This is a genomic window from Longibacter salinarum (assembly GCF_002554795.1).
In the GTDB taxonomy this organism is placed as follows: Bacteria; Bacteroidota; Rhodothermia; order Rhodothermales; family Salinibacteraceae; genus Longibacter; species Longibacter salinarum.
On record NZ_PDEQ01000002.1, the window covers coordinates 426,912 to 442,092 of the forward strand.

The following is a 15,181-nucleotide window of genomic DNA, read 5'->3' on the forward strand; positions in this document are numbered from 1 at the left end:
TCGTCCTGTGACCCGATGTGAGTTTTTGCGCGCGGTTGTCGATGTCGCCGACACGGGTCGCACGCACCATCACCCAAGGTATTCTCGCCACGTCAACCTTTATGCTTGAGTCACTCGAAATGGTCATCGGCGTCCTGGAACAGTATGTTTGGAATGAAGGGATCCCGACTGGCACCGGCAACGACATTCCGTGGGTTGTCATTCTTCTTCTCGGCGCCGGCCTCTACCTCACGTTCCGTCTTGGCTTTATCCAGTTTCGCCGCCTCTGGCACGGTTTCGCAGTTACGTCCGGTAAGTACGACGATCCCGACGAACCGGGCGATGTCCCGCACTTCCAGGCGCTGACGACGGCGCTATCGGCAACGGTCGGCATCGGAAATATCGCGGGTGTTGCGCTTGCGATTCACTGGGGTGGTCCGGGTGCGCTGTTCTGGATGTGGATCACCGCTCTCCTCGGAATGGCGACGAAATACAGTGAGGTGACCCTCGCCCAGTACTTCCGAGACGTCAACATCGGTGGCGAAGGCGAAACGAAGAGCTGGCTCGGGACGGTGTCTGGCGGGCCAATGTATTACATCGAAAAGGGACTCGGCTCCAACTGGACGTGGATGGCGATTTTCTTCGCTGTCATGCTGATGATTACGTCGTTCCTGACCGGTAATGCCGCTCAGGCGAACACTGTGACGGACACGATGATGGAGTACAGCGACTGGTTCGCTATGGACCCGGTGTCGTTCAAGTACGTCGTCGGTGCCATTGTCGCTGCGATCGTTGCCGTCGTCATCATCGGTGGCGTAACGCGAATTGGCCGCGTGACGAGTATTGTTGCACCGGTTATGGCCGGTATCTACGTGCTGGGCGGCCTCGTCATTCTCGCCCTCAACGCATCCGATGTCCCAGCGGCGTTCGGTGCCATCTTCACCGAGGCCTTTAACCCGAGCTCCGGTGTCGCCGGAACGGGAGCCGGCGTCTTCCTTCTGACGATGATGTACGGCGTTCGGCGCGGTCTCTTCTCGAACGAGGCTGGACAGGGATCGGCCCCCATTGCTCACTCGGCCGCAAAAACCGACGAGCCGGTGAGTGAAGGTGTGGTTGCGCTCCTCGAACCGTTCATCGATACGATTATCGTTTGCTCGATCACGGGTCTCGTCATCATCGTGACGGGTGTGTGGGACGATGCCGTTCCGACGCGCATGGACCTCAACGCCGGCGCAATCAGCTACCGCGTTCAGGGAGAAAGTGGCGTGATGGCGGGAGGAGAACCGCCTGCCGAAGTTCCTGTCGTAAATGGTACGCCACAGGTCCCGATGGGCACCTCGCAGCTCGCCTGGAATGAGGCGATCGTGGCGCGCTTCTACGTCTCCTGCGCCAACGACTGCGAAACCACGGACGACTTCGGCGAGGCCTTCGATGGAACGATCTATCCGGAACGGGAGGTGGCGGTGTCGAGGGATGGAACCGAGTACACGGCGCTCTACGGCCCGGGGGTCGAAACCGGCGCTCCGCTCACGCAGCTTGCGTTTCAGCGCGGTCTCTCGCCGCTCGGCGACTGGGGCGGTGGCATCGTTGTACTCAGCGTACTCCTGTTCGCGATCTCGACGTCGATCTCGTGGAGCTACTACGGCGACCGCTGCGCTAACTACCTCTTCGGTCCGAAAGCCATTATTCCGTACAAGGTGGTCTTTGTCGGAATGAACTTCGTCGGCGCCATTGCTCCGCTGGCGACGGTCTGGACGATTGGCGACATCGCGCTCGGCCTCGTGGTCGTGCCGAACTTGATCGCCCTCGTGGTGCTCTCCGGCAAGCTCAAGAACATCACGGACAGCTACTTCGATCGAGAAGCCTGGCTCTCAAACGTGGAACCGGCTCGCCGCGCGAAAGAAGCGCGCAAGGCAGCAAAACAGGGTAAGTCCGACCAGTAACGTTCTCGCTTCGTCGGCTGCGCTCCGCCCGGTCGCCGTTTTCTCATAGAAACGGAGTCACCGGGCGGACGCGGATTCTGTTCGTTCCTACGTTTTCGTTATCAAACAGGCGCACTATGTCTTCGCTCACCGTCGTCGACCATCCGCTTCTCAAACGCGATCTGACCATCCTGCGCAGTCGCGAGACGCCGCACGGGGCCTTTCGCAAGACGGTCTCCGATGCCGCGGCTATTCTCGCGTACGAAGCGATGCAAGAGGTTGATCTGAAGGACAAGACCATCGAGACGCCGCTGGAGTCGACTACCGGATACGAAATTGCCGACGAGGTTATCGTCGTGCCGATCATGCGGGCGGGTCTCGGGATGGTCGACGGATTTGTGCGCTTCATCCCGGAGGCCCGCGTCGGTCACCTGGGCATGCAGCGGGACGAAGAGACGTACGACCCGGTGGATTACTACAGCAACATTCCCGACACAATCAGTGAGGCTCGCGTGTTTGTCGTCGACCCGATGCTCGCCACGGGCGGCAGCGCCTCTTTTGCCATCGAGCATTTGAAGCAACGCGGAGCCGAGCGGATTCACTTCGCCTGTCTCGTCGCTGCACCAGAAGGAATCGAGCGTCTTCAGAGCGATCATTCCGATGTGCCGATCGTCACGGCGACGGTCGACCGGGAGCTCGATGACAACGCGTTCATCCGCCCGGGACTCGGTGATGCCGGGGACCGTATCTTCGGAACGACCGGGTAGGCCGACTCCCGTTGCGGAGTAGAGTCGACGGTCTGCGCCCGCACCGACGCATCTCATTTCACGCCCTCCGTCGGCGGTGTAGCGAGCCTGAATTCGCGCAGATCTCGTGGCTGGATGTCGTCGCCACGCCTCACTAGCCCCTCCCACACTTGTCTGCACCATGCACCTCTCTCGGTACCTCGCAGTTGTTTTACTCGCCCTTCTCGGTCTTGGGTTAACCTCTCCGGCTATAGCCGGTCAGGAGAATCCGGAAGCCGAAATCACGGCGCCCTCACTTATCCTGACGGGGGTTGCGTTCGATGTCACCGTCGATGCGCCAGGCGACTCGGCAGGTCTGCAGGTGCGACTGGGAGAAGAGACCTTCTCGCTGGAGCAGGCCGAAGAGGAACCGCAGTGGAGAGGCGAAGGGCTCAAGGTGCCATCCAGCGGCGCGGTGGAGATCTCCGTGATCAATGGCCAGGGCGCCGTTCTCGCGGAGACGACGTCTCGTGCGCTTCCAGGCTGGATCTCGATCCTTCCTCCGCTTCTCGCGATCGCGATCGCCCTCGCCTTCAAACGCGTTGTTCCTGCGCTATTCTTTGGCGTGTTTGTCGGGGCAGTTCTTGCAGTCGAAGTGTCGCTAGGGGGCGTCGCACAGGGCCTCCTCGATACCATGCAGGTGTATGTGCTGCAGGCGCTTGCCGATGAAGGCCATTCGTCGATCATTCTGTTTTCGCTGATGATCGGTGGGATGGTCGGCATTATCTCGAAAAACGGCGGTACGCTTGGCATCGTTGATCGGATTACCTCGTATGCCAGCGACTCGCGTCGGGGACAGGTGGTGACGGGACTGCTCGGCCTCGGCATCTTCTTTGATGACTACGCCAACACCCTGGTCGTTGGCAACACGATGCGGCCGGTCACGGACAAGTTGCGGATTTCGCGGGAGAAGCTCGCGTACATCGTTGACTCTACCGCAGCCCCTGTCGCATGCCTTGCGTTCGTGACGACGTGGATCGGGTACGAGGTTGGAATCGTCGGCACAGCCGTCGCGAACATCGAAGGGCTAACGATGTCTGCCTACTCGATCTTTCTCAACTCCATTCTCTACAGCTTCTATCCGCTCCTCGCTTTGTATTTCGTTTTTGTAGTGGCGAACTCGAAGCGTGACTTTGGTCCCATGGCGCGGGCCGAACGGCGTGCACGGCAGACCGGCCAGGTCCTTGCCTCCGGAGCAAACGTTGACGAGGCAGCGGGGGAAGGCGAAGAGTTGAAGCCGAAGGATGGAACACCGCGCTTTGCGTACAACGCGATCATTCCCGTCATCGTCTTGGTTGTGAGCGTCCTCGGGGGGCTCTACTACACTGGTCTGCAGGCGGTGTCGAACCCCGAAACAGCGACCTTGAGTCAGATTATCGGAGAAGCTGATTCGTACAAGGCGCTGATGTGGGGATCGCTCCTGGGCGTGCTCGTGGCCGCTGCGCTCTCGGTTGGCCAGCGCATCCTTACACTTGAGGAGACGGTCGAGGCGTGGTACTCGGGCCTTAAGTCGATGCTCTTTGCGATGATTATCCTCGTGCTTGCCTGGGCGTTGTCGGAGATCACGGCGGTCCTCCACACGGCGGAGTACCTCACCAGCGTGCTTGGTGACTGGCTGCCGGCCGGTGCGGTGCCCGCGGTCGTCTTTCTGCTCGCAGCAGCCACGGCGTTCGCGACGGGGTCGAGCTGGGGAACGATGGGCATTTTGATGCCGCTTGTGGTCCCGCTCACGTGGGCGGTTCTTGCGGCGAACGGCATGAACGATCCTGCACACTACCACATCCTGTACTCGTCGGTATCCTGCGTCCTGGCGGGCTCCGTGTGGGGTGATCACTGCTCACCGATTTCCGACACCACAATCCTTTCCTCAATGGCGAGCGGCTGTGATCACATCGATCACGTCCGCACGCAGCTACCGTACGCTATGAGCGTGGGGCTCGTCGCTCTTCTCGTAGGCACACTGCCCGCAGGGTTTGGTCTACCGTGGTGGGTTGGACTCGTCCTCGGTATGGCGATTCTATCGGGCCTGCTGCGCGTCTTCGGGGAAGAAGTCGACATCGCCGATCCGGACATCGAGCCAGCTCGTGTAGCGAGCAGCTAACGATTGGTGTCGAAGGGCTGTAACGGATACGGTCTCCCGCACGTGTTGTGGGTGCGAAATGTCTGGGATGCCGCACGAGCTTGTGGGCGGCATCCTTGTCACGCGGTGGGCATCTCTCGCGTGCCGGGTGTTTCGCCAACAAAGACCGCGCTCCGTGCTTTTCTGTCCGTATGTCCGACGTAGGAACCGCATCGTCTACATACAAACAGGTCGTCCCCTTTGACCGGGTTCATCAAGATGCGCTCCGGTGGATGATTTCCCGGTTCGACGAGGCCGACATGCAGTACCAGCTCGTCGGTGGGGCGGCGGCCCGTGTCCACGGGGCAACGCGCCCGATCCACGATCTTGATTTCTACGTCCCTGCGGGGTGTCTCGACACCGTCCGTGAAACCGTCGAGCCATATGTGACCTACGGACCCGTGCGGCAACACGGTGAGGTGTGGCGGCTGTCTTATCTCAAAGCTCGCTACTTGAGCGTTGTTGTCGAGGTCGCCGATGCGTCGTCCACATCATACTTCGCCCGAAAACGGGGAATGTGGAAAGAGGCTCAGATCGACTTTGAAAACAGCACGGTCTGTTCAATCGGGGATGTAACGGCCAAGGTCATGCCGGCCGCACAACTCGTCGCCTATAAGCGCGCGATCGACAGGGAGGTGGATCGAATCGATCTCAAGCAGATGCGCGTCAAGTAGAATCGCTTTCAGACAGTCCGTTCGCCGTATAGTTATCCAGCGAGTCTAGCCACATGGTCGTCGGAGAAGCGTATGGACCGATGCGAAGAGGATGCACTCGTTTCGCGCGCTCGCCGTTCAGTACGTAGAGGCGGAATGACGCCAGAAGTGTTCGATCAATCCGCTCGAAGTTCACTATCGGCTAGCGATTCCGCCGTTGTAGGTCTATCGCGTGTCGTCTATCCTTCTAGGTCAACGGACGACATGCGTCCGATCGATCTCATTTGACCAACTCCCTGAATTTTATGCTTCTCGATGCCGATAACCGCCCGTGGGGTCGCTGGGAAGAATATCTGAACGAGCCCGGCTACCGCGTCAAGCGCATCGTCGTGAACCCCGGTTCGCGCCTTTCTCTTCAGAAGCACGAACACCGCAAGGAGCACTGGGTCGTCGTTCGCGGCTCGGGTGTATTCACTCGGAACGATGACAAGATTCGCGTCAGTGAAGGCGACACGTGCTTTATCGACATCGGCGATGTGCATCGTATCGAAAACGATGGCGACGACTACCTCGTGTTCATCGAGACCCAGATGGGGCTTTGCGTGGAGGACGACATCATTCGGCTCGAGGATGACTATGGTCGGGCGGGATAACGCTCTGCCCTTTTGACGCATTGCGTGGCGGTCGCTCAATCCATGACGGCGTAGCGGTGGTCCGACTCGGCTGCCGCCGCTCCATTTGCACACGTGGGAAGGCAGAATTTGCTTGACACTGCGTTCATGCAGAGGAGGGCACTTGCCAGGGTGAACGGCGTTATAACGTTCTACGCCGAGGATACCCATATTCCTTTTCGCCCATGGTATTGCCGATTTACACGTTCGGTCATGAGAAACTCCGCGAGGAGACCGAACCGGTCGAGGAAAACTCTGAGGAGCTGCAGTCGCTCATCGACGATATGGTCGACACGATGTATGCAGCCGCTGGCATCGGTTTGGCCGCTCCCCAGGTCGGTCGAGGTGAGCGTCTGTTCGTGATCGACGTAACGCCGATGGCCGACGAAATCCGAGAGGAAGGCCAGGAGATCCCGCCGCAGCCGATGGTCTTCATCAATCCCGAGATCGTCGCGGAAAGCGAGGTTACGTGTGATTACGAAGAGGGCTGTCTCTCTATTCCGGACGTCCGCGAAACCGTGACACGGCCTGAAGCGGTTCGGATTCGCTATCTAGATCGTGACTTCGAACAACGTGAACGGGAGGTGAGCAGCTTCCTCGCCCGCGTCATTCAACACGAGTTCGATCACCTCTTCGGGGTGCTCTTCACGGACTACCTGGGTAGTTTTCGTAAGCGCATGGTCCGTCGTTCGCTTCGCAAAATCGCGGATGGAGAGGTTGAGGCCAACTATCCGCTCGTAACGGCCGAAGGAGAGCGCGTGTAAGCCTCGTCTACGTCCAGCTTGTAACCACACGTTTCCATGCTGTCTCGGGATAGACTCCGCGAGGTATACGACAGGGTGGGCTCGAGGCAGGATTCGCAGTCGTTCTACGAAGCTCCTGCGCTGGACCTCCTGGTACGGTACGGGGCTTTCGGTTCCGCGGAGACGGTTCTCGAGATCGGATGTGGTACGGGGGCATTTGCCGAGCGACTTCTGGCGGGGGAGTGTCCGGAAACGACGACCTACGAGGCCATTGAGTTGAGCTGCACGATGGCGTCAATAGCCCGCGCACGACTCGAGCCGTGGGCGGATCGGGTAACGGTTCGTTGGACTGACGGTGCCCCACCAATCGACAACCCCAGCCGATCGGTGGATCGTGTGGTCGTGGCATACGTGTTCGACCTGCTTCCCCGCCCGGAGGTGCGCACGTTACTCAGCGAAGCGCGCCGGGTGTTGAAGCCGGGCGGACGGCTGTGCGCATGTGGGCTCGCGCCGGGAATTGGACCGATGAGTCGCGCCGTCGAGTGGCTTTGGCGGAGCGTTTTCGCATTGCGGCCAACGCTCGTCGGCGGATGCCGACCGCTTGAGGTTCGACCCCTGCTGGGTCGCAGTTGGCGCGTACACCACCACGATCACGTGGCACCGTGGGGCGTGCCGTCCGAGGTTCTGGTTGCTACGCCGCGACCCGACACTGTCTAACCATTTTTCTTCTTCTGGACTCCGACCTGAATGCGCATCTTGCTCTCGCCGTGGCGTGGACGGTGCACGCTTCTTCTTATCTGCCTTTTGTTTGTCGGATGTACCGATGATGAGGCCTCGTCGGAGCTTCCACCCGGTGCAGATGCAAAACCGTCCATTACGACGACCATCCCGCCGCTCGGGATGATTCTGCGCCCGCTCGTGGAGGGGCGCGCCGAGGTGCGTGTCCTGCTCGATCCCGGCCAATCGCCTCACACGTATGAGCCCACGCCGTCCGCCGTGCGAGAGCTTTCCGGTAGCCTAATGCTCGTGCATGCGGACGAACATCTGGATGGCTGGGTCGCATCCCTTCCGGCAAAGCAAACTGTTGCGCTCGTTCCGCTGCTGCCGGAAGCTCAGCGTCTACAAATGCCTCCTGCAGCGTCGAAGGACCACGCGCACGCAGAGGAATCCAACGGAGGGCATGAGCATGGCGAAGTCGACCCCCACTTTTGGACGTCGCCGCGAGCCGTGCATAGTCTGTTGCCCGCACTCGTGGACACATTATGCACGGCCGATCCCGGCGGCTGCGCCACCTATCAGATGAACGCAGATTCGCTCGGGACGCAGCTTGAGGCACTGGATGTTCGAATTTCGACGATGCTGAAGCCGGTTGAAGGCATGCACGTCGGATTGTCGCAGCCGTTCTTCCGCTACTTTCTCCAGCGATACGGGCTCCACGTCGCAGAAATTATCGAGCCTCGGCCTGCGAAGGAACCATCACCCCAACAGCTATCTCGACAGATTCGACAGCTTCAGGGCGCAGATGTCCGCGTCATTTTTACGCAGGCGCAGCTTCCCGATCGGTCGGCTCGTGCCGTAGCGGATGCAGCGGAGATTGCGACGGTTAATTTAGATCCGATCGGTGGCGTTGAGGGACGGGCGAGTTATGCAGAACTACTCGAATACAACGCGACGCAGATTTTGAACGCACTCGGACCCGAACCCACATCGTCACCGTCACGTTAAGCAGGACTTGCACGGGGGTTCTTCCCGTGCATCGAACCGACCGCACGCAGCCACGACTCTATGTCTTCTCCCGCCGTTAGCGTCAGCGATCTTCTGGTCCGCTTTGGCGACCACCGTGTGCTGGACGGGATCACGTTCGAAGCTCAGGGAGGCGATTTCGTTGCCATTGTGGGGCCCAACGGTGCCGGAAAAACGACGTTGATGAAAGTGCTCCTTGGGCTCGATGTGCCCGAAAATGGCATTGCGCGAATCTTTGGGCAGCACCCGCAGCAGGTAGATCCAGGCATCGTCGGGTACGTGCCGCAGATCAAAACGCTCGACCGATCCTTTCCTGCCCTCGCGATTGAATTGGTCGTGTCCGGGCTCTACGAACACTGGCCGTTTCGCATATCGCAGGAAGAACGGGAACTGGCGATCGATGCACTCGAGCACGTTCACGCTGAGAAACTAGCGGACCGCTCTCTGTCCGCCCTCTCCGGTGGAGAACTACAACGTGTCTATCTGGCACGAAGCCTGATCCGCACGCCGCGCGTCATTATCCTCGACGAACCGGCTACCGGCGTGGACGTCGTCGGGGCGACGGACCTGTACGAACTGCTCGACAACTACCAGGAAGAACATCAGGCCACCGTTTTGATGGTGACGCATGACTGGAATGCTGCCTTTCATCATGCGACGCACGTCCTGTTGCTAGACGGGCGGCAGGTCGCCTACGGCCCGCCCGAAGCTGCACTGAAGGAAGAATGCCTTCGGGAAGCCTTCGGCCATATCGGACACGCGCACGCCATGATGATCGGGGACCGACATGAGTGAACTGATCGACGCATTCCAACTTGCTTTTATGCAGCGCGCCATGATCGCGAGCGTTCTCATTGGGGCGCTGGCGAGCTACTTTGGCGTGTTTGTCGTGCAGCGGCGCCTCAGTTTCCTCGGCGTGGGTCTCTCGCACGCCGCGTTTGGCGGAGTTGCTCTGGGCCTATTGCTTCAGGTCGATCCGATGTGGGTCGCATTACCGTTCACGGTTGTCGTCGCACTCGGAATTAATGTCGTGACGCAGCGTGGCGATATTGCGGGTGATACAGCCATCGGTATCTTCTTCGCCGTGGCGATCGCTCTTGGCGTCGTTTTTCTTGCGCTCACGCCTCGCTACACGTCCGACGCGTTCGCGTACCTCTTCGGGTCGATTCTGGCCGTTCAGACGTCAGACGTATGGCTGGTGGCGATCGTGGCGGCGACGACACTCCTTCTGCTTCCAATGTGGGGCCGATGGGCGTACGCGTCGTTTGACCGGGACCTGGCTCAAGCGGGACGGGTGCCGGTGCAGCGCGATGACCTGCTGCTCTCCGTGCTCTTAGCCGTGACGATCGTCGCGTCCGTCAAAATTGCCGGCATCATTCTTATCGCAGCGTTTTTGGTGATCCCTGCCGCCACCGCACGGCTTCTCGCTTCGCGGTTTCGGACGATGACGGCGGTGTCCGTTGGGATCGGGAGTCTCACCGCTGCGATTGGCCTTGTGCTGTCGTACGTACTCGACGTTCCAAGCGGAGCGACGATCGTGCTCGTTCAGGCGATGCTGTTCTTCGGTGCGTTCATAGCGAATCGATAGCTCGGGCAAGGAAAACTCGTCGAAGCGATCGAAGTACGATTTGATGTAACTTGCCGAATGGCATTGAGAAAAGGGTATGGCGAAACAGTGTGAGCTTTCCGTTCGCGGTATGGACTGCGCGGGATGCGCCCGCCATGTGCAGGGTGCTTTGGAGGACATTCCGGGTGTGGCATCTGCGGACGTACGTCTGATGGCGGAACGAGCATCCGTTATGCTGGACGATGACGCGCCCGCCTCGCGCGAGGCACTGGTGCGTGCTGTCGAAGCGGCTGGATACGACGTGGATGAACTCGATACACGTCGGTCCACAGGAAGAGAACATACCGAACGGAGGTCGCTCCTTCTGCTCGCGGGTACCGTCGTGCTAGTTTTAGGACTGGCCGCGGTTGGACATGGACTGGGCTACGTCGAGTGGCTGGAGGCGCGAACGCCCTGGTGGGCCGGACTGGCCGGTGTCCTGGCGCTCGGGTACCCTGTGTTCAAGAGTGTCGGGCGCGCGGCCGTGAAGCTTCGCGTGACCGCCCACACGCTCATGACCGCAGGGGTTGTGGCAGCCGCCGTCGTCGGCGCCTGGGTGACGGCGTTTGTGATCGTCATCTTTATGCGTTTGGGAGACTACGTCGAGCATGCGACGACCGAGCGTGCGCGCGACGCCATTTCTGGCCTGATGAAAGCCGCACCGCAGACGGCCCGCGTGGAACGCGATGGCGAGGAGGTGGATGTGCCGGCCGATCAGGTAGAGCGTGGAGAGATTGTCGTGGTGCGTCCGGGCGAAAAGATTCCGGTTGACGGCAGGGTCGTCAGTGGGCGAGCCGTAATCGACCAGAGCGCGGTCACCGGGGAGCCCGTTCCGGTGGAGGTGATGGACGGGGACGACGTGTACGCCGCGACCATCGCGGAGGGAGGGGCGCTGCGCATCCAAACGGAGGAGGCGGGCTCCGAGACGACCTTCGGCCGCGTCGTGACGATGGTCGAAACAGCCGAAGCGCACCGGGGCGAGACAGAGCAATGGGCCGACAAATTTTCGGGATACTACTTGCCTGTTGTGGTAGGCGTCGCAGCCGTAACGTACTTCGCTACGGGAGATGCGATGTCGTCCGTTGCCGTGCTGGTTGTGGCCTGCTCGTGTGCTTTCGCTCTGGCGACGCCGGTCGCTATGCTGGCATCGATTGGTGTATCTGCTCGTCGTGGGCTGCTCGTCAAGGGAGGACGGTACCTGGAGACGCTGTCTCAGGTCGACACGCTCCTCATCGATAAGACGGGCACTCTAACAGTGGGGCGGCCGGAGGTGACGGAGATTCGTCCGCGAGAAGGGTGGAGTGAAGACGAGGTTTTGCGCCTTGCGGCGAGTGCGGAGCAGTACGCCGAGCATCCCCTGGCCGGAGCCGTGCGTGAAGCGGCCGGCGCTCGGGCGATTACGCTGGACACGCCCGACGACTTTGACGCCGTGCCGGGACGGGGCATCCGTGCTATCGTAGGCGAGGAAACGGTTATTGTCGGAAACCGACGGATGATAGAGGAGGCCGCGGGAGGGGACGGGCAGGCGGTGGCCATCGACATTGGGGACTCAACGCCTGCTGCGGGTGAAACGTATCTCTACGTCGCCGCGAACGGTACCTTGGCCGGTGTAATCGTGACGGCCGACCGGGCGCGAAAAGGGATCGCCGAGGCGCTGGATGCAGTCCGGCAGCAGGGCATCGAAACCATCGAAGTGCTGACGGGCGACCGCGAGGAGGCGGCCCAGGCGCTGGCTAAGCGGCTCGGTCTTGATGTCCAGAGCGAACTTCTGCCCGAGGACAAAATTGAGATTGTGCGCGAATATCAGCGTGCCGGAAAGACGGTCGCTATGATCGGCGACGGCGTGAACGATGCACCGGCGCTGGCCCAGGCGGACGTCGGGATCGCGATGGGCGACGTGGGAACGGACATCGCGGTGGATGCGGCACCGGTCGTGCTGCTTCGAGAGGACTGGTCACTCGTTCCAGATCTTCTGCGAACGGCGAACCGCACGATGAACGTTGTGAAGGGTAACTTCTGGTTCACCGGGCTCTACAACCTCGCCGCGCTCGGTCTTGCCGCAACCGGCTTCTTGCCGCCTGTCGTCGCGGCGGCCATGCACAGCATCCCGGATCTCGGCATTCTCGCCAACTCGTCAAGGCTCCTCCGAAACCGCTCTTGAGGTGGTGCCGGAGGACCGACCCGAGCGACATTCGGATCGGTCTCATCAGCGTTTCCGGCCTTACTCCTGCGGGTCTGTGATGCCGCGTGTAAGGAACTCGTAGATGCGCAGTAGACGATCGATTCGGTGCTGTGGATCGCCCGAGCGGCTAAGGTCGTGTCCTGCGTTCGGGTAGCGCACGTATTCGACCGGACGGTCAAGCACCTTCAGGCTCCGGTACAGAAGTTCGCTCTGAATGACGCCGGTTCGCAGGTCATTGTCCGCGTGCATGATGAGCAGCGGCGTTTCGATGTCGCGAACGAACGTCTGCGGCGAGTTGCGGAGGAGCGCCTCCCGTGGCGGCATCCGCAGTGAGTCCACGGCGAGACTGTCGAGCCCGAAGCCACTGGCCTGCTCCTCGACGAAATATGTGCTGTCCACAGGCATCGGGATGCCGTCGGCGCGGGCACTGTCTTGCGCCGGAACGGGGTATGCACCCTCCCACGGATAACCGCCGAAGTGGGTCGGGACGAGGCGCCAGGCGTTGCCCTCGCCGAAGAACACGCTGAGGTCGTATACCCCACGCTGCGCCACCGCCGCGTCGAAGCGATCCGTCTGCGAGATGATCCATGCCGTCAGGTAGCCTGCGTACGACCCGCCGGTTAGAACCTGCTGCTCTGCATTGGTCCACTCTAGGTCGGCGGCTGCGTCGGCGGCCGCGAGGACATCGTTCATTGGGCCGGTGCCCCAGTCCTGGAAATTCGCCGTTTTGAAGTCGAACCCGTAACCTCCGGAGCCGCGCGGATTGGCGTATACGATGGCGAATCCGCGGGCGGCGAGCATCTGAAACTCGTGCCACATCGTGGCCTCGCCCGGTCCCCACATAGCCGAGGGTCCGCCATGCATCTCGACGAGAAGCGGGGCGGTTTCTCCCTCACTCAGGCCCGGCGGTCGGATGACCCAGGCGTCGATGGTTCGTCCATCGTTTTCGACCTCGATCTTGCGGTGCGTCGCCACCGTTTTGTCGGTGAGCCAGCTGGCGTTGTGCGACGAAATTCGCCGCTCGTTGTCTCCGCCGACGGTGCTGGTGTACAGCTCGTACGGGTTCTGGACCGTTGTGGCGGCATACACGAGGGTGGCGTCGGTCGCGTCGTAGCTCCGGACGCCCGTCTCGGGGCCTGTCAGAATCTCCGGTTCGACCGGCGTGATCATCGTCGAGTCAACAGCGAAGACGGCAGTACTCGTCTCCGCTTCGGGGGCAGCTGCTGGGGCGTCTGGTCGTTCTCCTTCTTCAGAGTCTGCGTCCGGTCGCGCGAAAGGGGCAAACCGTATCAGCGGGAACGCGCCTTCGGAGGCCGACACACCGTAGAGGTACCAGCCGTCAGGCGACCACTTGATCTGGGAGACGGATCGGTCGTAGTCCATGCTGATCAGACGCGGCTTCGTGCGGCCATCCAGCGCGAAGAGCCCGACTTCAGTTTGCGCGTAGCCACTCTGGTTGAGGCTGCTGGCGGTGAAGGCTATTGTCGTGCCATCGCTCGTGACGCGTGGGTTGGAGAGGGCGTATCGCTCCAGGCGAAGGAGGCGCTGCAGGTCCGGCGTGTCGCCCGCGTCGGGGACTTCCGCGACGTAGAGATCGCGCTGGCGTACGCGGTCCGGGTGGGTGGCTACCGCGGGAGCACCACTAAGGACGATCTGTGTGCCAGAAGGAAGCCACTCGGCGCCGCCGTAGCTCCGGAATCCGGATGTCACGGGGCGTGCCGCGGGGCGCTCTGGCGTTGCCGACATCACGTTTCCGGGAACGTCGACAATAAAGAAGTGCCGGAAGGAGACTTCGGGGTCGAGTTCATGCTCGCCCTGGAAGTCGAGGCGCGTGATGACTCTCGGATCATCCGCAGAGCGACGCTCGCCGAGCCATTTTCGGATCTGGAGTAGGGAGCCATCCGGATTAGACGCTGTCGCGCTGGGAATGGGCTGTGAGATCGTGTCCCGAAGTGCGTTCAATGAGTCGGCAAGAACGGCGATACGGTCGCTGTTAACCGCCAGCGTATCGATCGGGTCGAGCGTGATGGAGTCGCGCAGCACGACCAGTTGTCGGCTTTGCTCAGATCCGAGCGTGTCCGACGGGCTCCGGTTCCACCGTTCCTCGCCAAACGTGGCTCCAAACGCGAGCTGCTTTGCAACCTCGCTCCGAGAAAGAGAAGAGGCGTACATCAGGTGCTCGCCGTTCGGGCTCCACTGCGGAGAGGTCGCTCCATTCGGCGCGTCCGTCAGTTGGTAGGGCTCGCCGCCGAAAATCGGCAGGATGAACACCTGCGGCGTGCCGTCGACGGGGCGAACAAAGGCGAGGCGGTCGCTTTCCGGATGCCACGCCGGGTTCGTCGCACCGGCGGGGGACCGCGTCAGGACGTGCGGGGCCGACCGACCGTTCGCCGGGACAACATAAATGCGTTGACGGTAGGCGTATGGCCGATCCTCGCTTGGCGTCTCCTCAACGGTTTTTACGACGTAGGCAGCCGTTCGACCGTCTGGCGACAGCGTCACGTCAGAGATCTGATGGATGTTCAACAGGTCCATCGCCGTGATGGCAGAGGGACCGGGAGCCTCCGTCGGTTGAGCCGTCGCTGCAAGCGGGGCCAGAGCGACAAGGAGGGAAAAAAGAACGGCACACCACCGATCAATACGTTCGGTGAACCGTCGATAAGGCGAGAGCGAAGGGGTAGCAGCGTACGTCATCAGCGAAAAAAGCAGAAACGGTCGGACGTAATGAGTCAGCATCGAACAAACCTATGACCCAGACCGGAGGAATGGTACCCGCTG

General features: G+C 61.1%; 12 protein-coding genes. 11 read left to right on the plus strand and 1 reads right to left on the minus strand.

All coding sequences use genetic code 11. The features are described 5' to 3' along the window. The first annotated feature begins 101 nt into the window (after window positions 1-101). The 11 genes from CRI94_RS05230 (at window position 102) to CRI94_RS05280 (ending at window position 12,382) form a co-directional block, all read left to right on the plus strand. Window positions 102-1,922, plus strand: coding sequence for an alanine/glycine:cation symporter family protein (locus CRI94_RS05230; protein WP_245846081.1), 1,821 nt, complete (start codon window positions 102-104; stop codon window positions 1,920-1,922). Window positions 1,923-2,038: 116 nt separating this feature from the next. After that, a complete protein-coding gene (gene upp, locus CRI94_RS05235; RefSeq protein ID WP_098074607.1) occupies window positions 2,039-2,668 on the plus strand; it encodes a uracil phosphoribosyltransferase in 630 nt (209 codons plus the stop codon). Between the two features lie 160 nt (window positions 2,669-2,828). Beyond that, a complete protein-coding gene (locus CRI94_RS05240) occupies window positions 2,829-4,787 on the plus strand; it encodes a Na+/H+ antiporter NhaC family protein (RefSeq protein WP_098074608.1) in 1,959 nt (652 codons plus the stop codon). A 170-nt stretch (window positions 4,788-4,957) separates the two neighbouring features. Beyond that, window positions 4,958-5,479 carry a hypothetical protein gene (locus CRI94_RS05245; RefSeq protein WP_098074609.1) on the plus strand — a complete coding sequence of 174 codons (522 nt, stop codon included), beginning with the start codon at window positions 4,958-4,960 and terminating at the stop codon, window positions 5,477-5,479. 284 nt (window positions 5,480-5,763) lie between these two features. After that, a complete protein-coding gene (locus tag CRI94_RS05250; RefSeq protein WP_098074610.1) occupies window positions 5,764-6,111 on the plus strand; it encodes a phosphomannose isomerase type II C-terminal cupin domain in 348 nt (115 codons plus the stop codon). Window positions 6,112-6,314: 203 nt separating this feature from the next. Beyond that, window positions 6,315-6,893 (plus strand): peptide deformylase, encoded by a 579-nt coding sequence (gene def / locus CRI94_RS05255; RefSeq protein WP_098074611.1) that lies wholly within the window; start codon window positions 6,315-6,317, stop codon window positions 6,891-6,893. Window positions 6,894-6,929: 36 nt separating this feature from the next. After that, entirely contained in the window at window positions 6,930-7,589 is a 660-nt protein-coding gene (locus CRI94_RS05260; RefSeq protein WP_098074612.1) for a class I SAM-dependent methyltransferase, read from the plus strand. Between the two features lie 30 nt (window positions 7,590-7,619). Next, window positions 7,620-8,597, plus strand: a complete 978-nt coding sequence (locus tag CRI94_RS05265; protein ID WP_098074613.1) for a metal ABC transporter substrate-binding protein — start codon at window positions 7,620-7,622, stop codon at window positions 8,595-8,597. A 60-nt stretch (window positions 8,598-8,657) separates the two neighbouring features. Next, window positions 8,658-9,410 carry a metal ABC transporter ATP-binding protein gene (locus CRI94_RS05270; RefSeq protein WP_098074614.1) on the plus strand — a complete coding sequence of 251 codons (753 nt, stop codon included), beginning with the start codon at window positions 8,658-8,660 and terminating at the stop codon, window positions 9,408-9,410. After that, entirely contained in the window at window positions 9,403-10,203 is an 801-nt protein-coding gene (locus CRI94_RS05275; protein WP_218919352.1) for a metal ABC transporter permease, read from the plus strand. The genes CRI94_RS05270 and CRI94_RS05275 overlap by 8 nt, the downstream gene beginning before the upstream one ends. Window positions 10,204-10,279: 76 nt before the next feature. Further along, window positions 10,280-12,382 (plus strand): heavy metal translocating P-type ATPase, encoded by a 2,103-nt coding sequence (locus CRI94_RS05280; protein ID WP_098074615.1) that lies wholly within the window; start codon window positions 10,280-10,282, stop codon window positions 12,380-12,382. Window positions 12,383-12,442: 60 nt separating this feature from the next. Here CRI94_RS05280 and CRI94_RS05285 read toward each other — a convergent pair whose 3' ends face one another. Then, a complete protein-coding gene (locus tag CRI94_RS05285) occupies window positions 12,443-15,097 on the minus strand; it encodes a S9 family peptidase (protein ID WP_179862172.1) in 2,655 nt (884 codons plus the stop codon). Window positions 15,098-15,181: the final 84 nt, after the last annotated feature.

Excerpts from the sequence above, each read along its gene's own strand:
- def (WP_098074611.1), top strand. The coding sequence starts at position 6,315 with ATGGTATTGCCGATTTACACGTTCGGTCATGAGAAACTCCGCGAGGAG.
- CRI94_RS05265 (WP_098074613.1), top strand. The coding sequence starts at position 7,620 with ATGCGCATCTTGCTCTCGCCGTGGCGTGGACGGTGCACGCTTCTTCTT.
- CRI94_RS05285 (WP_179862172.1), bottom strand. The coding sequence starts at position 15,097 with ATGACGTACGCTGCTACCCCTTCGCTCTCGCCTTATCGACGGTTCACC.
- CRI94_RS05280 (WP_098074615.1), top strand. The coding sequence starts at position 10,280 with ATGGCGAAACAGTGTGAGCTTTCCGTTCGCGGTATGGACTGCGCGGGA.
- CRI94_RS05245 (WP_098074609.1), top strand. The coding sequence starts at position 4,958 with ATGTCCGACGTAGGAACCGCATCGTCTACATACAAACAGGTCGTCCCC.
- upp (WP_098074607.1), top strand. The coding sequence starts at position 2,039 with ATGTCTTCGCTCACCGTCGTCGACCATCCGCTTCTCAAACGCGATCTG.
- CRI94_RS05250 (WP_098074610.1), top strand. The coding sequence starts at position 5,764 with ATGCTTCTCGATGCCGATAACCGCCCGTGGGGTCGCTGGGAAGAATAT.
- CRI94_RS05270 (WP_098074614.1), top strand. The coding sequence starts at position 8,658 with ATGTCTTCTCCCGCCGTTAGCGTCAGCGATCTTCTGGTCCGCTTTGGC.
- CRI94_RS05230 (WP_245846081.1), top strand. The coding sequence starts at position 102 with ATGCTTGAGTCACTCGAAATGGTCATCGGCGTCCTGGAACAGTATGTT.
- CRI94_RS05240 (WP_098074608.1), top strand. The coding sequence starts at position 2,829 with ATGCACCTCTCTCGGTACCTCGCAGTTGTTTTACTCGCCCTTCTCGGT.
- CRI94_RS05275 (WP_218919352.1), top strand. The coding sequence starts at position 9,403 with ATGAGTGAACTGATCGACGCATTCCAACTTGCTTTTATGCAGCGCGCC.
- CRI94_RS05260 (WP_098074612.1), top strand. The coding sequence starts at position 6,930 with ATGCTGTCTCGGGATAGACTCCGCGAGGTATACGACAGGGTGGGCTCG.